Here is a 20,277-nt window from a genome sequence, read left to right as displayed (position 1 = left end):
TCGTCGAGAAAAACGAGGAAGCATGGAGCACTCGGAATGAAACGCAAGGACAAGCCGGACATGAAGGCCCGGCGGCAAATATTGCGCGTCGCGGCCGCGGGGGCCGCGTCGCTCGCCGCCGGCGAGGTGTCGTTCGCCGAAGGCACGGCGTCGGCATCGACATCCGCGGATCGCGGCGTGTTCGATGTCGTCATCATCGGCGCCGGGCTCGCGGGCCTGACCGCCGCGCGCGACCTGAAGCGCGCCGGATGCGAATCGTTCGTCGTGGTCGAGGCGCGCGATCGCGTCGGCGGGCGGACCTACAACCACGACCTCGGGCACGGCGTGGTGTCCGAAGCCGGCGGCCAGTGGATCGGCCCGGGGCAGACGGCGATTGCCGATCTCGCCCGCGAACTGGGCGTCGATACGTTTCCGACGTATTACGCGGGCAAGACCGTCGTGCTGGCCGGCGACGCGCGCGTCGCCCAGGATTTCCACGGCGGCTCGGGCGGCGACGACGCGCTCGGCGCGAAGCTCGGCGCACTCGCGCGCGGCGTGCCGTCCCGCGAACCGTGGACCGCGCAGCACGCGGCGGAGCTCGACAAGCTGACCTACGGCGAGTGGCTGCTCAAGCAGGGTGTGACCTATGAAGACGGCTACTTCCTCGGCCTCGCGGCGAAACTGTCGCTCGGCGGCGCGCCGGCGCAGCTCGGGCTGCTGCACTACCTGTCGATGATCAACAGCGCCGATTGCGATTACGCGAAGCTCGAATCGACCAAGGGCGGCGCACAGGAAACGCGCTTCGTCGGCGGCTCGCAGGTATTGAGCTTCCGGATGGCGAGCGAACTCGGCGCGAAGGTGCAACTGTCCTGCCCGGTGCGCAAGATCTCGGGCTGGGACCGTGACGTCGTCGACGTGCAGACCGATCGCGGCGTGCTGCGCGCGCGGCGCGTGATCGTCGCGCTCAATCCGGCGCTGTGCCAGCAGATCGCGTTCGATCCGCCGCTGCCGGACGGCCGCGCGCAGTTGCAGCGGAACTGGCCGGCGAATGCGCCGATGCGCAAGACCGTGCACGTGTACGACCGGCCGTTCTGGCGCGACGACGGCTACAACGGACAGATCTTCGAGGTCGGCGGCCCGGTGTTCATGGCGTACGACAACTCGCCGCCGGACGGCGCGGTCGGCGTGCTCGCCGCGTTCGTCGCGCCGGGCGCGCTGCCGGCCGAGCCGAAGGCCGCCGAACGGACGCTGTCGGCCATCTTCGCGCGCGCGCTCGGCGACAAGGCGCTGCACCCGACGCAGTTCCACGACTACGACTGGGGCCGCGTCGATCCGTGGACGCTGCAGTGCATCCATCCGTTGCCGCCCGGCTTCTGGACGAAATGGGGCAGGTTCCTGCGCCCGGCGGCCGGCCGGCTGATCTGGTCGGGCACCGAGACGGCCGACCTGTGGGCCGGTGCGATGGACGGCGCGGTGCGCTCCGGACACCGCGCGGCGCTGCAGGCGCTCGGCAAGCTGGCCGGCCGCGGCGGGGAGGCCTGAATGAAACGAACCTGGATGATCGGCGCCGCGCTGGTGCTGGCGGGCGGGATGGCGGCAGGCGTGCTGTACGGGCCGGATCTCGTCGACGGCATGCGTTACCAGAAAGCGCTGGCCGCGATCGGCGAAGCCGACAAGGCCAACGGCGGCGCGTGGTCGCAGCTGCAGGAGACGTGCGTCTTCTGCCACGGCGCGCAAGGGCAGTCGCGGAACGCGTGGTATCCGTCGCTGTCCGGCCAGCCGGCCACGTATATCGCCGCGCAACTGCGCGCGTTCGCCGCGGACCAGCGCCGCAACGCATACATGGGGCCGCTTTCGCGCGAACTCGACGACGCGAAGATCGACGCGCTGGCGACCTATTTCGCGCGACAGGCGCCGGCGCGTAACGAGGCCGTGCCGGCCGACGCGGCGCTCGACAAGCGGGGAATGGCGCTCGTGGAGGCGCGAAGCTGCCGTGCGTGTCACGGCTCGGCGCTGACAGGCAAGGATCCGGCGCCGCGCCTCGCTGGCCAGGGGCAGCTTTACCTGGAGACGCAACTGGCGGCGTTCCGCTCGGGCGAGCGGCACGATCCGACTGGCGCGATGAACGCGTTGGCCGCGACGTTGTCGGGCGACGACACGCGTGCGGTTGCGCACTATCTGGCCGGCCTGGCGCCGGACGGAGCGGCGAAGTGATGCGCGAAACGCGTCAGGGCCGGGAATACCCTGCCTTTTTCTTTATCCCTTACTTTGTCATAGTGACCTAAAATTGGTAATGTGTTCTACAAAAGAACACGCCGGATACGCATCAGCAGTACCAGAGTTTGAACCGAACCGGTTCTCGACAATTCACGTTTCAGGAGACAAGCATGGCCAAGCACCCCGTCGTCGTTTATGGCGCAAGCGGTTACACCGGCATGTTGATCATGGATTGGCTGATCGACCAGAACATCGCGTTCACGGCGGTCGCGCGCAATGCGGGCCGCGCGAAGGAAATGATGGCGCAGCGCGTCGTGCGGCTCGAATCCGCGCAATACGAAATCATCGAAGCGGAGCACGACGTCGATGCGCTCGTGAAGGCTTTCCGCGGTGCGAAGGTGGTGTGCAACACGGTCGGGCCGTTCTCGAGCTTCGGGCTCGTCGGCGTCGAGGCCGCGCTGAAGGCCGGCTGTCACCACCTCGATACGACCGGCGAACAGTCGTATATCCGCGCGGTGCGCGACCAGTTCGGCGAGCAGTACCGCCAGGCCGGCCTGCTGGTGTCGTCGTCGAACGCGTACATGTACACGTTCGCCGAGATCGCCGCCGAGCTCGCGCTCGAAACGCCGGGCATCGATGCACTGGAGACGGCCACGCTGACGCGCGGGCCGCGCGGCGCGGCCGGCGTGAGCATCGGCTCCACCGCGACGATCTTCGACGGCGCGCGCCACGAGTCCTGCTACCTGTGGGAGAAGGCGCTCGTGCCGCACGCCGCGGATGCATCGTTCACCGTCGCGACGCCCGAGCTGATGCAGCCGGTGTTCTGCCTGCCGTGGGGCGGCACGTCGCTGCCCGTCTATTTCGAGCACGATGCGCGCGTGCGCAGTTGCATCTCGTGCGTAGGCTTCTACGACAACAACGTGATGAAGCTGGTGCACCAGTTCGGGCAGAAATGGGAAGCCGAATACAAGCACCTGCCGCGCGAACAGCAGGACGAAGTGCTGAAGCAGGTCGTCGCGTCAACCACGCCGACGATGCCGCCGCGCGAGCGCACGACGATCCAGCGCAGCGTCGACTTCGCGGTCGGCCGCGGCCAGCTCGCGGCGGTGCGCGCGACGGTGCACGGCGTCACGCCGTACATCTCGACGGGTGCGATTCACGCAGCCGGCGTGCTCAAGCTGCTCGACGGCGATACCGCGCGCACGGGCTTCGCGTCCGGCTCGAAGGCATTCGGCCATCGCTACCTGCTCGGCTTCCTCGAACAGCGCGGGCTCGCGCGCGCCACGGTCACGCAACTGTGACGGCCGCCGCCGCACCGGACCAGACCCAACGGAACTTGTGACATGGCCATTATCGATTTCTACGACCGCGGCTGGCGCCTCAATCCCGACGGCATCGCGTACATCCAGGGCGATCGCGACTACACGTTCCAGGAGATCGGCGAGCTGTCGTGCCGCATCGCCAACGGGCTGCTCGCCGCCGGCTTCGCGAAGGAGGCGAAGGCGGCGGTGTGGGCCGACAACGACGTGATCGGCTGGAGCTGCGCGCTCGGGATGTGGCGCGCCGGGCTCGCGTACATCCCGGTGAACGGCCGCAACGCGGTGGCCGAGAATCAGTACGTGCTCGACGCGTTCGACTGCGAGGTGCTGTTCTTCCATCACGCGTTCGCGGCCGCGATCGACGCGCTGCGGCCGAGCCTGCCGAAGGTCCGGCTGTGGGTGTGCCTCGACGCCGACCTGCCGTGGGCGCCGTCGCTGGCCGCATGGAGCGAGCGCCAGCCGGCGACGCCGCCGGCCGTCGATTACGCGATGGACGACGTCGTCGCGCTGTCGGCCACGGGCGGCACGACGGGTGCGCCGAAGGGCGTGATGAACACGCATCGTTCGCTGCAGACGTACTTCGCGCAATTCATGATCGCGATGACGTACGACGATGCGCGCCCGGTCAATCTCGCCGCGGCGCCGATGACGCACACGGCCGGCATGATGTCGCTGCCGTGCACCGCGCGCGGCGGCACGGTGGTCGTGCTGCCGAAGCCGGACCCGGCGCTACTGCTCGGCGCGATCGTCAAGCACCGCGTGACCGAGTTCTTTCTGCCGCCGACCGTGATCTACCGGCTGCTCGACATCCCCGGCATCGAGCAGGTCGATTTCTCGTCGCTGCGCTACTTCCTGTACGGCGCCGCACCGATGTCGGTCGAGAAGCTCAAGCGCGCGATCGACGTGTTCGGCCCGGTGATGACGGGCGGCTATGGGCAGACCGAGGCGCCCGCGTCGATCTCTTACCTGACGCCCGCCGAGCATTTCGTCGACGGCAAGCTCGCATCCGACACGCGGCTCGCGTCGGTCGGCCGCCCCAATCCTCTGGTGCGCGTCGAGATCGTCGGCGAGCGCGGCGACGTGCTGAAGCAGGGCGAGACCGGCGAGATCTGCGTACGCGGCGACCTCGTGATGAAAGGCTACTACCGCGCGCCGGACAAGACGGCCGAGACGATCGTCGACGGCTGGCTGCACACCGGCGACATCGGCCACCTCGATCGCGACGGCTATCTGCACATCACCGACCGCAAGAAGGACATGATCATCAGCGGCGGCTTCAACGTCTATCCGAGCGAGATCGAGCAGGTGATCTGGGCGCATCCGGCCGTGCAGGACTGCGCGGTGATCGGCGTGCCCGACGACAAATGGGGCGAAGCCGTGAAGGCCGTGGTCGAGCTCAACGCCGGGCAGCAGGTGAGCGCGGAAGAACTCGTCGCGCTGTGCAAGGAGAAGCTCGGCTCGGTGAAGGCGCCCAAGAGCGTGGATTTCGTCGCCGCATTGCCGCGCAGCACGGCCGGCAAGGTGCTGAAGAAGGACCTGCGCGAACAGTACTGGCAAGGCCAGCAACGCAGGATCTGAGCCTGCTTATTACGGATTCCATACGATGAGCAAAATATACATCGCTGGCATCGCGATGACCGTGTTCGGCCGGCATCTCGACCGCAGCCTCGACGATCTGGCGAGAGAGGCGCTGCAACGCGCGTTGCGCGACGCCGGCTGCCACGCCGATGCGATCCGCGCTGCGTTCTACGCCGGCATCACCAACGGCCCGCTGCAGGGGCAACTGTCGATTCCCGGCCAGGTCGTGTTCAGCAAGATCGGCCTCGAAGGCATTCCGGTGTTCAACGTCGAGAATGCATGCGCATCCGGCAGTACGGCCGTGCACCTCGCGGTGCGGCAGTTGCAGTCGGGCGCGTGCGACGTCGCGCTCGCGCTCGGCGCGGAAAAGATGAACGTCGCGGACAAGGCGAAATCGTTCGCGCTGTTCGACGCCGGCTGGGACGTGTCGCGCGTCGACGAGAATTTCGCGACGCTCGCGCGGCTCGGCGAAGGGATCGAGCCGCCGCCCGGCTCGGAGTCCGAGCGCCCGTACAGCCGCTTCATGAAGATCTACGCGGCGATGTGCCGGCACCACATGCATACGTACGGCACGACGCAGCGGCAGATCGCCGCCGTGTCGGCGAAGAACCACGGGCATTCGGTGCACAACCCGTATTCGCAGTTCCGCCAGCCGTTCACGATCGACGAGGTGCTGGCGGCCGCGCCGATCACGTACCCGATCACGCTGCCGATGTGCGCGCCGCTGTCGGACGGCGCGGCGGCCGCGATCCTGTGCACGGAGGAAGGGCTGGAACGCATCGGCGCCGATCGCAGCCGCTGCATCCGGATCGCCGCGAGCGTGATCCGCAGCTTCACGCGACGGCGCATCGACGAGCCGCACAAGCACATCGGCCGGCTCGCCGCGTTGCAGGCGTACGAGCAGGCCGGCGTGGGGCCGGAAGACATGGACGTGGCCGAAGTGCACGACGCATCGGCGATGGGCGAAATCATCCAGGCCGAGAACCTGGGCTTCGTGCCGCTCGGCGAAGGCGGTCCGGCCGCCGAGCGCGGCGAGTTCACGCTCGGCGGGCGCATCCCGATCAACCCGTCGGGCGGCCTCGAATCGAAGGGCCATCCGCTCGGCGCGACCGGCATCGGGCAGTTGTACGAGCTGGTCACGCAGTTGCGCGGCGAAGCCGGCGCACGGCAGGTGGACGGCGCGCGTCATGCGATCCAGGAGAACGGCGGCGGCTTGCAGGGCGTCGAAGAGGCCGCGTTGGCGATTCACATTCTCAGCAGGGACTGACGGAGGCGGACATGAGCGACGCACACGGCGCGATGGCGCTCGGGCAGGGAGCGCAGGCAGGGCAGACGACGCGACAGGCATCGGGCGGGGTCGGCGCGGCCGCGGCGATGCAGACGGCGGGCGCCGACGCGGCCGGGCCGCTCGCGCGCTGGGGCGAGGAAATGCGCGCCGACGCCGCGTTGCAGAAGTATCGTCCGGTCGGCGGCTGGATCGACGTGCCCGAGCGTGCGCAGCCGCCGCTCGAAGGCGACATGCAGGCGGACGTGATCATCGTCGGCGCGGGCTTCGCCGGCCTGTCCACCGCGCTGGAGCTGGCGGCGCGCGGCGCGAGCGTCGTCGTGCTCGAACGCGAATTCGCGGGCTTCGGCGCGAGCGGACGCAACGCCGGCTATCTCGCCGGCGGCCAGGGCCTCGAATACGAGCTGTTTCTCAAGCGGGTCGGCCACGAGCAGGCGAAGCGGATCGTCGACTTCTACGACGAAGGCGTCGCGTACGTCGAACGCAAGCTCGCCGAATACGCGATCGACTGCGACTACCGCGCGTCGGGCATCATTCGCGCGGGCGTGCATCCGTCGCAGGAGAAGCGCTTGCGCGAGAGCATGGCAACGGGCATCGAACTCGGCTCGCCCGCGCAGTTTCTCGATCGCGCGGCGATGCGCGAACGCGGCATTCCGCCGGCTTTCCTGTTCGGCGCATACGTGCCGGGCGGCGGCACGCTCGATCCGGGCAAGTACGTGACGGGCTTGCGGCGCGCGGCGCTCGCGGCCGGCGTGAAGCTTTACGAGAACACCGCGCTGCTCGATTTCGACACGGGCGAGACGGTGCGCGTGCGCACCGCACGCGGCAGCGCGAGTGCGCCGGTGCTGGTGCTCGCTACCAATGCGTACACCCCGCAGCTCGGGCTGCTCGGCGACAAGGTGATGCCGCTGCGCGTGTCGGCGCTCGAAACCGAGCCGCTGTCCGACGCGCAGCTCGCGGCGCTCGGCTGGCCGAATCGCGAGGGCATCGTCACGTCGCACTTGACGATGGAGAGCCATCGCCTGACCGCGCGCAACACGCTGCTGCTGACGACCAAGCGGCTGCATTACGTATACGGCTCGCAGACGCCGAACGTGCCGGACGACGACGCGTATCGCGCGCTGCTGAAGGCGCTGCACACGCGCTTTCCGCAACTCGGCAACGTGCCGGTGCGCGCGTGCTGGAGCGGCTACATCTCGTTTGCGAGCGATGCGTTGCCGGTGGTGGGCGCGACCGGCGCGCATGGAAACGTGTTTTACACGGCCGGGTGTTCGGGGCATGGCGTCGGCACGCAATCGCTGATCGGGCGCGTGCTGGCCGAGCGCATTCACGATGGACGATCGCCGCTGCTCGACGCGTTGACGCACAAGACGCCGTCGGTGCCGCCCGAGCCGTTGCGATGGTGTGCGATGACCGCGATGCTCGGCGTCGCGAACCTGCTCGACGAACGCGTGAACCGCAAGGTGCGGCCGGTGTAGCGGCGCATGCGATCGTAGCGACACGCAAACGTGCATACGGCCGGGCCGCCCGACGGACGGGCGGCTCGATGGAAAATGCAGCGCGCATCGGGTATAGTCGTTGGCGCTCCGTCAGGCACGGAGCATCCATTCGACGAAGCCGAAACGCCACCTTCACGACGAACACGATGACAGTGTCCAACGAGCCGCGTAGCACGAGAAAGCGGCGCACTTCGACTCCCGCCGCCGCGGCCGGCAACACCGAGGGCCTGCGGGCGCAGGGCCTGCGCACGCGCAACACGATCATTCGCGTCGCACGCAAGCTGCTGCTGGAAGGCGGGCCGCTCGAATTCTCGCAGCGCGCGGTTGCGGCTGCTGCGGGCATCAGCGTCAGCAATCTGCAGTACTACTTCCCGACACGCATCGCCGTATTGCGGGCCGTCATCGAGCCGGTCATCGAAGCATATCTCGACGACATGAAGCGCGCGATGAGCAGCGAAGCGTCGCCGCGAGACGTGTTCGAAGAGATCATCGTGCGCTCGATCGCCGATGCGAAGGATGCGAAGTACAACGCATTGTTCCGGCATTTTCTGTCGTTCGCGGCCACCGATGCCGAATGCCTGAAGCTGTGCGAGGAATGGTATTCGGCGCTCACGCGCGACCTCACGCAACTGGTGCGCGCGCTCACGCCCACCTTCAGCGCGGCCGACAGCCGGCATGCGGCCACGATGCTGATCGCGCTGGCCGACGGCCTCGCGATGCAGTACGGCACCATCGGGCGGCACACGCAGGCGCTCGACGCGTATTTCGCGGCGACGTCGCGCGCGATCGCCTACGGCACGCTGGCCGTTCCTGCCGGCAAGTAGTCGCGCGAGCCGGTAGCGGCCACGCGAACGGAGACAGGGGAATACCCTGTCTTTTTTTTGCTTCCTGTGTTTGTCATGATGACCTATGTTTGGTATGTATTACTAGATGTGGGACGGCCGGGCGCGTCCGCTGCCAGGTCGACATGATTCGAGTCCAGGAGGAGAACGGAGATGATTCGTCTGAACAAGTCCGCGGCGCTGCCCGTGGTCGGCTTGACCGGCTTCGAGACGCCGCTGAGCGAAGAGGAAAGTGCAATCCAGCACACGGTTCATCGTTTTGCGCGCGACGTGCTGCGGCCGATCGGCCGCGAGCTCGACCGGATGACGGCGGAGGACGTGATCGCCCCGGGCTCGCCGTATTGGGCCGCGATCGTCGAGAGCGCGAAGCTCGGGCTCGATCCGCAACTGATCGCGCAGTTTCCGCCGGAGACGGCCGTGCGCATCGAGTCGCTGATCGGGGAGGAGCTCGGCTGGGGCGATTCGGGCCTCGCCGTGTCGATCGGCGCGGCCACCATGCCGCTGATGATGGCGCATACGGTCGGCAACGCGGAACTGGTCGAGATGTGCGCGGGCAAGGTCGGCTGCTGGATGAACACGCAGCCCGATCGCGGGTCGGACGCGGCGATCCTGTATCGGCAGGAACTCGCCGGGAGCGGCCGGCAGCCGGTCGGCAACGTGACCGCGAAGGTCGGCGCCGACGAGATCGTGATCAACGGGCAAAGCTCGGCGTGGATCTCGAACGGCTCGGTCGCGCAGGTCGCGCTTGCGTACATGGCGGCCGACTACGGCGACGGCTTCTACGGCGAAGGCGAGCGCAGCGCGTTCACGAACGGCATCGCGATGATCCTGCCGCTCGATCTGCCCGGCGTATCGCGAGGCAAGCCGCTCGACAAAATCGGCCAGCGCTCGCTGCCGCAAGGCGAGATCTATTTCGACAACGTGAAGGTGCCGAAGCGCTTCGCGGTCGCGCTGAAGGACGACTATCTCGGCAACCTCGCGTCGACGTGGTCGTATGCGGGCACGCACATGTGCCAGGTGTTCGTCGGCGCGGCGCGGGCCGCGTTCGAACTGGCGCTCGCGTACTGCCACGAGCGCAAACAGGGCGGCGCGCTACTGATGGATCACCAGATGACGCATCTGCGCATCGGGGAGATGCTGCGCCGGCTCGAGATGGCGCGCGCGATCGCACGCCGCAGTCTCGCGTTCTCGCGGATGTCGCCGCAGAGTCATCCGTACGCGACAGCCCAGGCAAAGGTGAGCGTGACCGAGGAAGCGATGAAGATCACGCACGAGGCGTTCCAGCTGTTCGGCGGCAACGGCACCACGCGCGAATTCCCGATCGAGAAGCTGTTCCGCGACGTGCGTTCGGCGCTCATCGAGGACGGTGAGAACTACATTCTTGCGTCGCGCCTCGGCGTGCTGGCCGGCAAGCTTTACGAAAACGGTTGGACGCGGGAGTAAGCGGTACCGTGCCGCGCCGCGGCCACGCCCCGGCAGAACATCGCAGGGGCGCGGACCGACCGTCAGTGCCCGACTTCCTTCAGCAGCGCGGCGGCCGCGAGCTTGCCGATGCCGTTCGACGCGAGCGGGCTGTCGCCCGTGATCAGTTTTCGGTCCTGATGGCAGCGCCCGGTCATGTCCTTGTTCAGCACGCGCGCGCCGAGCTTTTCGAGGCTCTGCGCGACGAGCCACGGCAGTGGGCCCGGCATGTAGCCGATGTCGAGGTTTGGCCCGGTATCGAGCGCATCCGGAAACACGCAGATCTCGTAGTCCTTGAACGGGTACTCCCGGGGATCTTCGTCGACGGCGGCCGACAGCAGGCATGCGGGCCCGTGGCACAGCGTGATGATGTGCCGGTCGTGGTCGAGCGCCCAGCGCAGCGTGCGCTTGACGTCCTTGCTGTGCGGAATGCCGGCGAGCACGCCGTGGCCGCCGGGAATGAACACCGCGATATACGGCGAATCGGCGCCCGGATGCTGGTCGAGCACGTCGGACAGCTTGAGCGGCGTCTTCAGCTTCGGCAGGTACTTGCGGTAGGTGCTCTGCACGGCCTCGTCATCGTTCGGCATCGCCCAGAGTTCGAGCTTGGCCGGATTGCCCGACAGCGTCGCGATGTCGATCTCGAAGCCGGCCTTGTCCATGTGATGCATCGGCAGCAGCATCTCGACCGGATGGTTGCCGGTCGAGAACATCTTGCCGTTCGTCATCAGGATGTAGCGCTCGTCGGTCGCGATCATCAGAACCTTCCACTTGCCGCCGGTGTACGGATTCGGGTAATCGGCGCCGTCGAAGTCGGTCTTCGACGACGTGTACTGCGACAGCGAATACGGCGACGGGAAATACGCGTTGTTCTCCGCCGGGTCGGCGGCGGGCGTGCGGTCCGTCTGCGTCGTGTCGGAAGTCATGGCTGCTCCTTGCTCGGGGAATGGGTTCGGATGGGGCGGGCGTGGCCGGCGGGCGCCTGCGTGAGTCGTCGCGACGATTCCGCGGCGGCGACCTGGCTTTCCGGTCATGTCCCGGTCGTGCGGACGGGTATCTCACAGGAAAGATACGTGCTGCGATGAATCCTACAACGCCGTTCCGCGGCGAACGCCTCCCCGAACGGGTGGGTATCCCGTACCCATCGCCGTGATACGCGTCCGGACGGCTCGCCGCCGGTTTCGACGGGGGCTCGTTCCCCCCGGACAGGGGGGACGCGAAAGCCGGCCGGTCCGGTATCGTGGCCGCACGCTTGACTGGCGCGACCGGTCGCCCACGGAGACATTCATGAATTCGTCATATCCATACCCGCAAGACGAACCGGCGCCGTCCGGCCATGCGTCTCCGCTGCTGATCCAGCAGTTGCTTCATGCGCCGCTGGCGACGCGGCCCGAGCAGGAGATCGTGTACGGCGACCGGGTTCGGCACGATTACTGGACGTTCCGGCATCGCATCGGGCAACTCGCGAGCGGACTGTCGTCGATCGGCGTCGGCGCGGGCGACGTCGTCGCGGTGCTGGACTGGGACAGCCATCGCTACCTGGAGTGCTACCACGCGATTCCGATGATGGGCGCGGTGCTGATGACGGCCAATGTCCGGCTGTCGCCCGACCAGTTGCTGTATACGCTCAACCATTCGGGCGCGCGCGTCGTGCTGGTGCACCGCGACTTCCTGCCGTTGTGGGCGGGCATGCGCGACCGGCTCGACACGGTGCGGCACGTCGTGCTGATCGCCGACGGCGACGAAACCGGGTTGCCGGCCGGTTTCACCGACGAATACGAGGCGCTCGTCGCGGCCGGTTCGCCCGATTTCGCGTTCCCCGATTTCGACGAGCAGACCCGCGCGACGACGTTCTACACGACCGGCACCACCGGCCTGCCGAAGGCGGTGGCGTTCACCCATCGGCAGCTCGTGCTGCATACGCTCGCGGGCATGGCGGCGTTGTCGAGCGCGCGGGATCTCGGCCGCGTGCATCGCGACGACGTCTACATGCCGATCACGCCGATGTTTCATGTGCACGCGTGGGGGATGCCGTACATCGCGACCGCGCTCGGGCTCAAGCAGGTCTATCCGGGCCGCTATTCGCCGGACGGATTGGTGGCGCTGATCTCGCGCGAAGCGGTGACGTTCTCGCATTGCGTGCCGACGCTGCTCGCGATGATTCTCGATAGCCCGGCGTCGGCGGCGGCCGACCTGTCGGCGTGGAAGGTAATCGTCGGCGGCTCGCCGCTGTCCGACGGGCTGGCGCGGGCGGCGCTCGCGCGCGGGATCGAGGTCTACACCGGGTACGGGATGTCGGAAACCTGCCCGCTGATGACCATCGCGCAGATCGACCCGCCGCGCGCGGCCGGCGGCGCATCGGCCGACGACGACATCGCGCGCCGGACCAAGGCGGGGCTGCCGTTGCCGCTCGTCGACCTGCGCATCGTCGATGCGCAGTTTCGCGACGTGCCGCACGACGGCCGCTCGGCCGGCGAGGTCGTCGTGCGGATGCCGTGGGCGACACAAGGCTATCTGGGCGATGCGCCGGCGTCGGCGGCGCTGTGGGCCAGCGGCTATCTGCATACGAACGACATCGGCGTGATCGATCCCGACGGCCGGCTGCAGATCACCGACCGCATCAAGGACGTGATCAAGACGGGCGGCGAATGGGTCTCGCCGCTCGAACTCGAGAGCATCCTGTCGCGCCATCCGGCCGTGCGCGAATCGGCGGTGATCGGCGTGAAGGATGCGCGCTGGGGCGAGCGTCCGCTCGCGCTGGTCGTGCTGACCGACGAGCAGGCTGGCCGCGTCGAGCCGGAGGAATTGAAAGCGCATGTGAAGCAGGTGGCCGACCGCGGGCTGATCTCGCGCTATGCGGTGCCGGAACGGCTGCTGATCGTCGACGCGATCGAGAAGACGAGCGTCGGGAAGATCAACAAGCGCGCGCTGCGCGAGCGCTACCAGCCCGACTGACGGGTGCCCGGCCGCCAAGGGACGCTGGCGGCCAGGGCCACGCGGCTCCCCGCCCGGGGTAACCCCCCGAATGGGGGGCTGAACATCGCGTGCCGGTTCGAGAACAATGCGGGTCCCGTGTCGCGGACCGATACGCGCTGCGCGCGCCCACGCCGGTACGGACATCACCTACTTTTGACGGCCGGCGTCGAATCGTTATGCTGTTTTCGGCGCACGGCGAGACCGGGTCCGGCCGGCGGACACGCGATCAGTGCGAGGAGAATACGAACAGCATGGCGCCGATGGACAGCAGACAACCGGCCCGCCCGCCGGACCCCGATGCGATCGAAGTGCTGGTGCGCACCAAGCTGGCGCCGGCGTCGGCGCGCGGGATCGTGACGCGCATCGCGCGGCTCGGGCGGCTCAGGCGCGGCCTTGACCGCCGGCTGACGCTCGTGAGCGCGCCGGCCGGTTACGGCAAGACCACGCTGTTGGCCGAGTGGCGCCATGCGCTGGTGGCGTCGGACGTGAAGGTTGCGTGGGTGAGTCTCGATCAGGACGACGACAACGCGTCGATCTTCGCGTCATACGTGGTCGCCGCGATCGTCGACACGACCGGCGGTGTCGGTGCCCGCGCCCAGCAGTTGTTGCGCGATCGCGCGCTGATTCCGCTGAAGACCGTATTCGACGAACTGCTCAACGAACTGGACAGCGCGGGCGTCGACCTGTTCCTGATGCTCGACGACTTCGATCGCCTCGCGTCGCCGGCCATCCACGACGCGATGTTCGACCTGTTGCGCTATGCGCCGTCGAACCTGCATGTCGTGCTGTCGTGCCGCTCGGCGCCCGCGTTGCCGCTCAGCTATTTCGAATCGCGCGACGAACTCGTGCGGGTGGACGAGAACGACCTGCGTTTCGACGACGCGGAGACGCGTGCGTTCTTCGCGCGGGTGGCCGGCAAGCCGCTCAATGCGGACAACGTCGGGCGCTTGCGCGCGGCGACCGAAGGCTGGGTGTCGGGCCTGCAACTGGCGGCCCTGGCGCTGCACGACGACAGCGACGCGGCGCGCGTGGCCGAGCAGGTCAGCCACGCGCGTGCCGGCATCGCCGCGTACCTGAACGAGAACGTGATGACGCAGGTGCCGGACGCGATCCGCCACTTCCTGCTGCATACGGCGGTGCTCGACCGGATGACGCCGGCGCTGTGCGATGCGCTGACCGGCAGTGACGATGCGCTCGACTGCCTCGAATGGCTAACCGCGCACAACCTCTTCATCCGGTCGATCGACGGCGACCGCCGGCGCTACCGCTATCACGCGCTGTTCCTCCAATACCTGCGGGAGGAGCTGGCGCTGCGCGAGCCCGGCGCGGTGGCGACGCTGCATCGCCGCGCGAGCGCCTGGTACGCGGCCGAACGGCAATGGCCGGACGCCGTCAGGCACGCGCTCGCGGCGGACGACTTCGATGCGGCCGCCGGCTGGGTCGAGGCGTGTGCGATGAAGCTCATCGTGTCGAGCGACGTGCGTACCGTGCTCGACTGGGTGTCGCGCCTGCCCGAGCAGGCGCTGACGGGCCGCCTGCGGTTGCGGATCGCGCATACGTGGGCGCTCGCGCTGTCGATGCAGATCGTCGATGCGCGCCGTGCGCTGGAGGCGCTGGAAGCCGACATCGCGGCCGGGCGGCTCGATACGGACGCCGTCACGGCGACCGAACTGCTGGCCGTGCGCTCGCTGATCGCCGGGCTGTCGGATCGCAGCATTGAATCGCTGCAGCTCGGCGAGCGTGTGTTGGCGGCCGCTCCGCCGGCCGGTTCGTGGGTCGAGCAGATCGGGCAGACGACGCTGATCTTCGGGCTCGGCTACGCGGGCCGCCTCGGCGACGTGCGGGATCTCGGCGCGCGTGCGGAACACGCGGCGTCGGGGCACGAGCCGCTTTACGCGAACGTGTACCGCCAGAACATGTCGGGCCTGGCGGAGTTCGTCGCCGGGCGGCTGCACGACGCGTCGAAGACGTTCGAGACGGCGTTGCGAGCCGCCGAACGCTCGGCGGGTCGCCTGTCGGCGGCGACGGCGCTGTCGGCCGGCTATCTGTCGGCGATCTACTACGAATGGAACGACTGGGCGAAGGTGCGCGACGCGCAGGCCGACCGCTTGGACATCGCGATGCAGGCCTGTTCGCTCGGGCCGTTGCTGAGGTTCATGCAGACCGCCGCCCTGCTGCAATTCCGGTCGGGGAACGACGCGCGTGCGCACGACATGCTCGACGAAGCCGATCGCATCGCGTGCAGCCGGCAATGGCTGCGGCTGCGCGTCGCGTGCATGGCGACCGGTATCCGGCTGCATCTGGACGCCGGCCAGCCGACGCAAGCCCACCGTGTGGGGCGCGCGCTGGCGTCGCTGGTGTCGCCCGTGCCGCCGGACGAAGCGTCGAGCCACGTCGAGACGTGGCAGATGGCGCAATCCGCGCAGGCAAGGCTGCTGCTCGCCGATGCGCGCGCGAACGAAGCCGCGCAGCACATGGCGACCGTGCATGCGGTGCTGGCCGCGCGCGGGTTCGACTGGTTCGCGGCGCAGGCCGCCGTGTTGCTTGCGATCGCACTCGACCACGCGGGCGACGAGAGCGCGGCGCTCGCGGCGTTCGCGCGTGCGCTCGAATACGGCCAGGGCAACGGACTCGTCCGCACCTTCGTCGACGAAGGCGCGGCGGCCGAGCGCCTGCTGGCGCGCATGCAGAAGCGTGCCGATCGCTTTCCGGCAGTCGGCGCGTGGTATCTGCGCGAGCTGGCCCGTGCGTTCGACGCGCAGCGGGCGTCGGGCGGGGCACCGGCCACGCGGCCGGGTGCGCCCGGCAACCTCAGCGCGCGGGAGCTCGAGATCCTCGACTACGTCGCGCGTGGCCTGTCGAACAAGGAAATCGCCCGCGCGCTGCGGGTCGCGCCGGAGACGATCAAATGGCACCTGAAGAACATCTTCGAGAAGCTCAACGTGACGTCGCGCATCCAGGCGGTGCGCAGCGGGCTGGCGCTCGATCCGTCCCGGGTGCGGCGCGACGACGAATGACCGGCTGACGCGCTGCCGCCCGCGTCAGCGGTGCGCGGCGAACGCGGCCACGATCTCGTCGATCGCCGCACGGATACGCGCGGTGTGGCGCAGGTCGCGGTGCGTGACGAGCCAGACCTCGTACGGCGACGCCCGCATGCGGTCGGGCCAGATGCGCGCGAGCCCGTCGCGCTCGCCCATGTGGACGGGAATCTCGCCGACGCCGAGGCCCGCACGCAGCGCCGCACGCAGCATCAGGTTCGAGTTCGTCCGTGTGACGATGCGGCCGCCGTCGATCGGTTCGCCGGCGAGGGTCGGCTTGCGGCTGGCGTCGATGTACGGCTGGTAGACGGCGAGGTCGTGGCCCGCGAACGCGCGGCCGCGCTCGGGCTCGCCGTGCCGGTGAAGATAGTCGGGCGACGCGAACAGGCCCATGTCCCAGCACGCCAGCCGGCGCGCGACCAGATCGGGGTTCTCGGGCCGCACGGTGCGGATGGCGATATCGGCTTCGCGTTTCGCGAGATTCAGGATGTGGGTCGACGTGTTCAGCGCGACGGAGACGTCGGGATGTTTCGCGTGCAGCCGTGCGATCGACGGCATCACGAACTCGATCGCCAGCGCGTCGGTCGTCGTGATCTTCACCTCCCCGGCGAGCCGCCGGTCGACCCCCTGCGTCAGTCGCACCAGCTCGTGCGCGTGCTGCTCCATCGCCTCGGCGGCGCGCAGCGCCAGCTCGCCGACCGGCGTGGGCAGATAGCCTTTCGACGAACGCAGGAACAGCGTCGCGCCGAGCATGTGTTCGAGTGTCGCGAGCCGCCGCCCGACCGTCGCCTGATCGACGCCGAGCGTCTGCGCCGCGCGGCGCAGCGTGCGCTCGCGATGGATCGCGAGAAAGACGCGGGCGTCGTCCCAATTCATCGTGTGTCCCGACTGATGCATTTTTGCATTCCCCGACCGGTAATTCGCTGCGTGCCCGCACGGGGCATCGCCCATAGACTGGCTTCACACACATGGCGATGCCGCGATTCGGGGGATGGCCCGCGAATCGGCCGCGCATCGACGAACGTTGAGGATCATATCGTGATGGATGACGCGAACCCCCTTCCCACCCACATGACCGCGATCGAAATCGTGCGGCCCGGCGGCCCCGACGTGCTCGTGCCGGCGACTCGCGCCGTGCCGGTGCCGGGCTCCGACGACGTGCTGATCCGGATTCACGCGGCCGGCGTCAACGGTCCGGACGTATTCCAGCGCAAGGGGCTGTACGATCCGCCGCCCGGCGCGTCCGACATTCCCGGCCTCGAGATTGCCGGCGAAGTGGTCGCGGTCGGGCGCGACGTCACGCGGTTCGCCGCCGGCGATCGCGTCTGCGCGCTGATTCCCGGTGGCGGCTACGCGGAATACGCGGTCGCGAACGAGAGCAACACGCTCGCGATTCCCGACGGCCTCGGGATGGCCGAGGCAGCGGCGCTGCCGGAGACTTTCATGACGGTCTGGCTGAACCTGTTCCAGCGCGGCCGGTTTGCGGCTGGTGAAAGCGTGCTGATCCACGGCGGCGCGTCGGGCATCGGAACGACGGCGACGATGCTGGCGAAGGCGTTCGGCGCGGCGACGATCATCACGACCGTCGGGTCGGACGCGCAGCGCGACGCGAGCATGCGGCTCGGCGCGGATCTCGCGATCGACTATCGCGGCGAGGATTTCGTCGAGGCGGTCGCGCGCTTCACGGGCGGCAAGGGCGTCGACGTGATCGTCGACATCATCGCGGGAGACTACGTCGCGCGCAATTTCGCGGCGGCCGGGATGAACGGGCGCATCGTGCAGATCGGCGTGATCAATGGCCCCGCGAAGGAGCTCGACCTGTTTCCGATGCTGACGAAGCGGCTCACGCACATCGGCTCGACGCTGCGCTCGCGCACTTACGCGGAGAAGGCGCAGATCATTCGCGAACTCGAGGCGGCCGTGTGGCCGCTGATCCGGCAAGGCACGGTCAAGCCGCAGGTCTATCGGCTGTTCGATTTGCACGACGCGCGCGCGGCGCACGAGCTGATGGATTCGGGACGACATATCGGCAAGATCGTGCTGGTGACGCCGGCCGCGGATCATGCGCTTCGGGCTGCCATCGACGCAAACGCCAAGCATTCCACATGATTCACAGACGCTTCAGCCCCCCGGTCGGGGGGCTGAAGCCGCGGCGGGGTGGCCCGACAATCGGTGACACCGAATGCGTCGCCGCGCCCCGCCGGCGCGTCGCGTGGATGCAGCACCGGACTGGACGATGAGTCGAAATGGACATGCTCGAGAACATGCGGACGTTCGTTCGCGTCGTGCAGGCCGGCAGCTTCTCCGCCGTGGCGAAGCAGACCGATGTCGCGACCGCGCAGGTGTCGCGGGCCGTCGCGAGCCTGGAGGCGTATGCGCAGATTCGTCTGTTGAACCGGACCACCCGGAAGATCGCGCTGACCGACAGCGGGCGCCGCTATTTCGAGCGCTTGCAATCGATCCTCGGCGATGTCGACCAGGCGAATGCCGAGGCGCGGAACGCGCTGGTCCGACCGTACGGACGCCTGCGCGTACATACGATGCCGGGGCTCGGGCAGAGTCACGTGACCGCGTTGGCCGTCGCCTATCGGGCGCGCTTTCCCGAAGTCGCCATCGAGATGACTTACTCGCAGCGGATGCCCAATCTTGTCGAGGAGGGCTACGACGTATCGGTCGTCATGGCCGCGAGCCTGCCCGACTCCGCCTGCATCGCGCATTCGTGCGGCACGTCTTTTAGCGTGCTGGTCGCGTCACCGGCATACCTGGCCCGCTATGGCGCGCCGTCCGGGCCCGCCGACCTGGCACGCCATATCTGCCTGCGTCTCGATACGCCGGCGGAAGCGAACGACGAATGGGTGCTGCACGACCCTGGCGGCCAGACCGCGTCGCATGCGATAACGGCCGCGCCGTTCCACGCGAATGCGCCGGAGGCGCTGTCGATCGCGCTGCGCGCGGGGCTGGGCATCGGCTCGCTCGCAATCTATTCGGCGATCGACGACCTGCGCAGCGGGCGGCTCGTGCGCGTGCTGCCGGACTACCGGTTGACGATGCTCGACGTGTACGCGATGTATGCGTCGCGCCGCTTCCTGGATGCGAAGGTCCGCACCTTTGTCGATCATCTGCGCGCGGCGCTGTCGCCCGCGCTGAAAGCCGATGCGCGCGCGCTCGACGCGCTCGCGGCGCCGTACGGCCCCGAGCGTGCCTGTGCGGTCACGGCCTGATGGCTGGCCCATCGGGCTTACCCGTTCGTTCCTGTCGAGGAGAATCCGATGAAGTCCCGTTTTGCAATCGTCGTTGCAGGTTTCGTTGCGCTGTCGCCGCTGGCCGGTCACGCGCAGTCCGCCGCGTCCGCCGCGCCCGCTGAGCAGGCTGCGTCGGCAGCCGCGTCGGCAGCCGCGTCGCCGCACGCGGCGAAGAAGGCCGAACGCGCGGCCGACCGCGCATTAGCGAAGAAGGTTCGCCAGGCGATCGTCGCGGCACCCGGCGTCGGCAATGCGCAGGTCACCGTGTTCGCGAAGGCGAAGACGGGCGACGTGACGCTGGCCGGGCAGATCACCGACGCGTCGCAGGACCGGGCTGCGATGGACGCAGCCCGCCAAGTAGCGGGCGTGACGTCGGTGAAGAGCAAGCTCCAGTTGCGCCTGGAGGGTGGCCAGTAACGGGCGGTATCGACGGCATCGGGTGCCTGTCTTTGCGGCCTCGTCGTGTAAAGAATCCACGTCAAAGGTCCGGGAAGGCACGCACCCGCGCCGCCGGTGGCGCGGCGTCAGATGCGACCGAGCAGCACCAGTATCACGACAATGACGACGATTAGCCCGACGGTCCCCGATGGCCAGTAGCCCCAGCTTCGGCTGTGCGGCCATGCAGGAAATGCTCCGATGAGCAGCAGAATCAGAACGATGATGAGGATCGTACCGAGCATCGCATCCCTCCAGAATTTATTCGACACGGTGTGCGCTGTCGCAATTCGCGTGCCGCGACGTAGGGACAGATGAAACCGGCGCAAGCGCATCGTCTGAATCCGCGTAATTCATGCGGTGAATACCGTTTGATTCAGAAAATAAATTTCAAAAATGCACGCCC

The 20,277-nt window shown here is 68.2% G+C and carries 16 protein-coding genes; 13 read left to right on the top strand and 3 right to left on the bottom strand.

What is annotated here, in order from left to right:
• The first annotated feature begins 36 nt into the window (after positions 1–36).
• The 8 genes from HWX55_RS19555 to HWX55_RS19520 all read left to right on the top strand — a co-directional run bounded on the left by HWX55_RS19555 (position 37) and on the right by HWX55_RS19520 (position 10,162).
• Positions 37–1,521, top strand: coding sequence for an FAD-dependent oxidoreductase (locus tag HWX55_RS19555; RefSeq protein ID WP_175976933.1), 1,485 nt, complete (start codon positions 37–39; stop codon positions 1,519–1,521).
• A complete protein-coding gene (locus HWX55_RS19550) occupies positions 1,522–2,193 on the top strand; it encodes a c-type cytochrome (protein WP_175976932.1) in 672 nt (223 codons plus the stop codon).
• Positions 2,194–2,366: 173 nt separating this feature from the next.
• Positions 2,367–3,497, top strand: a complete 1,131-nt coding sequence (locus tag HWX55_RS19545) for a DUF5938 domain-containing protein (RefSeq protein ID WP_175976931.1) — start codon at positions 2,367–2,369, stop codon at positions 3,495–3,497.
• Positions 3,498–3,539: 42 nt separating this feature from the next.
• Complete coding sequence (locus HWX55_RS19540; RefSeq protein WP_175976930.1) at positions 3,540–5,093, top strand: AMP-binding protein; 1,554 nt, start codon at positions 3,540–3,542, stop codon at positions 5,091–5,093.
• Between the two features lie 25 nt (positions 5,094–5,118).
• Positions 5,119–6,360 (top strand): thiolase family protein, encoded by a 1,242-nt coding sequence (locus HWX55_RS19535; RefSeq protein ID WP_175976929.1) that lies wholly within the window; start codon positions 5,119–5,121, stop codon positions 6,358–6,360.
• Between the two features lie 11 nt (positions 6,361–6,371).
• Positions 6,372–7,856, top strand: a complete 1,485-nt coding sequence (locus tag HWX55_RS19530; RefSeq protein WP_175976928.1) for an FAD-dependent oxidoreductase — start codon at positions 6,372–6,374, stop codon at positions 7,854–7,856.
• A 167-nt stretch (positions 7,857–8,023) separates the two neighbouring features.
• Positions 8,024–8,701 carry a TetR/AcrR family transcriptional regulator gene (locus HWX55_RS19525; protein WP_244140602.1) on the top strand — a complete coding sequence of 226 codons (678 nt, stop codon included), beginning with the start codon at positions 8,024–8,026 and terminating at the stop codon, positions 8,699–8,701.
• Between the two features lie 171 nt (positions 8,702–8,872).
• A complete protein-coding gene (locus HWX55_RS19520; protein ID WP_175976926.1) occupies positions 8,873–10,162 on the top strand; it encodes an acyl-CoA dehydrogenase family protein in 1,290 nt (429 codons plus the stop codon).
• A gap of 62 nt (positions 10,163–10,224) precedes the next feature.
• On the opposite strand, the gene hchA is transcribed toward HWX55_RS19520, so the two are convergent.
• Complete coding sequence (gene hchA, locus HWX55_RS19515) at positions 10,225–11,106, bottom strand: glyoxalase III HchA (RefSeq protein WP_175976925.1); 882 nt, start codon at positions 11,104–11,106, stop codon at positions 10,225–10,227.
• 361 nt (positions 11,107–11,467) lie between these two features.
• Here hchA and HWX55_RS19510 point away from each other — a divergent pair, with 361 nt between their 5' ends.
• Both HWX55_RS19510 and HWX55_RS19505 read left to right on the top strand, forming a co-directional pair.
• A complete protein-coding gene (locus tag HWX55_RS19510; RefSeq protein ID WP_175976924.1) occupies positions 11,468–13,135 on the top strand; it encodes a fatty acid--CoA ligase in 1,668 nt (555 codons plus the stop codon).
• A gap of 272 nt (positions 13,136–13,407) precedes the next feature.
• A complete protein-coding gene (locus HWX55_RS19505; RefSeq protein WP_175976923.1) occupies positions 13,408–16,173 on the top strand; it encodes a LuxR C-terminal-related transcriptional regulator in 2,766 nt (921 codons plus the stop codon).
• A 24-nt stretch (positions 16,174–16,197) separates the two neighbouring features.
• Here the strand turns inward: HWX55_RS19505 and HWX55_RS19500 are convergent, their stop codons facing one another.
• Positions 16,198–17,070 carry a LysR family transcriptional regulator gene (locus tag HWX55_RS19500; protein ID WP_027813897.1) on the bottom strand — a complete coding sequence of 291 codons (873 nt, stop codon included), beginning with the start codon at positions 17,068–17,070 and terminating at the stop codon, positions 16,198–16,200.
• A gap of 195 nt (positions 17,071–17,265) precedes the next feature.
• Here HWX55_RS19500 and HWX55_RS19495 point away from each other — a divergent pair, with 195 nt between their 5' ends.
• The 3 genes from HWX55_RS19495 to HWX55_RS19485 all read left to right on the top strand — a co-directional run bounded on the left by HWX55_RS19495 (position 17,266) and on the right by HWX55_RS19485 (position 19,853).
• The gene (locus HWX55_RS19495) at positions 17,266–18,303 is read left to right on the top strand and encodes an NAD(P)H-quinone oxidoreductase (RefSeq protein ID WP_175976967.1); all 1,038 of its coding nucleotides are present in this window, start codon (positions 17,266–17,268) and stop codon (positions 18,301–18,303) included.
• Positions 18,304–18,440: 137 nt separating this feature from the next.
• On the top strand, positions 18,441–19,415 hold the full coding sequence (locus HWX55_RS19490; RefSeq protein WP_175976922.1) for a LysR family transcriptional regulator: 975 nt from the start codon (positions 18,441–18,443) through the stop codon (positions 19,413–19,415).
• 48 nt (positions 19,416–19,463) lie between these two features.
• A complete protein-coding gene (locus HWX55_RS19485; RefSeq protein ID WP_175976921.1) occupies positions 19,464–19,853 on the top strand; it encodes a BON domain-containing protein in 390 nt (129 codons plus the stop codon).
• 107 nt (positions 19,854–19,960) lie between these two features.
• Here the strand turns inward: HWX55_RS19485 and HWX55_RS19480 are convergent, their stop codons facing one another.
• Positions 19,961–20,116, bottom strand: a complete 156-nt coding sequence (locus tag HWX55_RS19480; protein ID WP_006483086.1) for a DUF3309 family protein — start codon at positions 20,114–20,116, stop codon at positions 19,961–19,963.
• Positions 20,117–20,277 lie beyond the last annotated feature (161 nt).

Source organism: Burkholderia sp. BCC1047 (genome assembly GCF_902833155.1).
GTDB lineage: Bacteria > Pseudomonadota > Gammaproteobacteria > Burkholderiales > Burkholderiaceae > Burkholderia > Burkholderia sola.
The sequence above is the reverse complement of the archived record's forward strand: the minus strand, read 5'-3'. Positions and strand labels throughout refer to the sequence as shown.

What these genes read in the sequence shown, in the direction of transcription:
- HWX55_RS19550 (WP_175976932.1), top strand. Translation starts at nt 1,522, where the DNA reads ATGAAACGAACCTGGATGATCGGCGCCGCGCTGGTGCTGGCGGGCGGG.
- HWX55_RS19510 (WP_175976924.1), top strand. Translation starts at nt 11,468, where the DNA reads ATGAATTCGTCATATCCATACCCGCAAGACGAACCGGCGCCGTCCGGC.
- HWX55_RS19535 (WP_175976929.1), top strand. Translation starts at nt 5,119, where the DNA reads ATGAGCAAAATATACATCGCTGGCATCGCGATGACCGTGTTCGGCCGG.
- HWX55_RS19480 (WP_006483086.1), bottom strand. Translation starts at nt 20,116, where the DNA reads ATGCTCGGTACGATCCTCATCATCGTTCTGATTCTGCTGCTCATCGGA.
- HWX55_RS19525 (WP_244140602.1), top strand. Translation starts at nt 8,024, where the DNA reads ATGACAGTGTCCAACGAGCCGCGTAGCACGAGAAAGCGGCGCACTTCG.
- HWX55_RS19490 (WP_175976922.1), top strand. Translation starts at nt 18,441, where the DNA reads ATGGACATGCTCGAGAACATGCGGACGTTCGTTCGCGTCGTGCAGGCC.
- HWX55_RS19485 (WP_175976921.1), top strand. Translation starts at nt 19,464, where the DNA reads ATGAAGTCCCGTTTTGCAATCGTCGTTGCAGGTTTCGTTGCGCTGTCG.
- HWX55_RS19545 (WP_175976931.1), top strand. Translation starts at nt 2,367, where the DNA reads ATGGCCAAGCACCCCGTCGTCGTTTATGGCGCAAGCGGTTACACCGGC.
- HWX55_RS19555 (WP_175976933.1), top strand. Translation starts at nt 37, where the DNA reads ATGAAACGCAAGGACAAGCCGGACATGAAGGCCCGGCGGCAAATATTG.
- HWX55_RS19520 (WP_175976926.1), top strand. Translation starts at nt 8,873, where the DNA reads ATGATTCGTCTGAACAAGTCCGCGGCGCTGCCCGTGGTCGGCTTGACC.
- HWX55_RS19540 (WP_175976930.1), top strand. Translation starts at nt 3,540, where the DNA reads ATGGCCATTATCGATTTCTACGACCGCGGCTGGCGCCTCAATCCCGAC.
- HWX55_RS19505 (WP_175976923.1), top strand. Translation starts at nt 13,408, where the DNA reads ATGGCGCCGATGGACAGCAGACAACCGGCCCGCCCGCCGGACCCCGAT.
- HWX55_RS19495 (WP_175976967.1), top strand. Translation starts at nt 17,266, where the DNA reads ATGACCGCGATCGAAATCGTGCGGCCCGGCGGCCCCGACGTGCTCGTG.
- HWX55_RS19500 (WP_027813897.1), bottom strand. Translation starts at nt 17,070, where the DNA reads ATGAATTGGGACGACGCCCGCGTCTTTCTCGCGATCCATCGCGAGCGC.
- hchA (WP_175976925.1), bottom strand. Translation starts at nt 11,106, where the DNA reads ATGACTTCCGACACGACGCAGACGGACCGCACGCCCGCCGCCGACCCG.
- HWX55_RS19530 (WP_175976928.1), top strand. Translation starts at nt 6,372, where the DNA reads ATGAGCGACGCACACGGCGCGATGGCGCTCGGGCAGGGAGCGCAGGCA.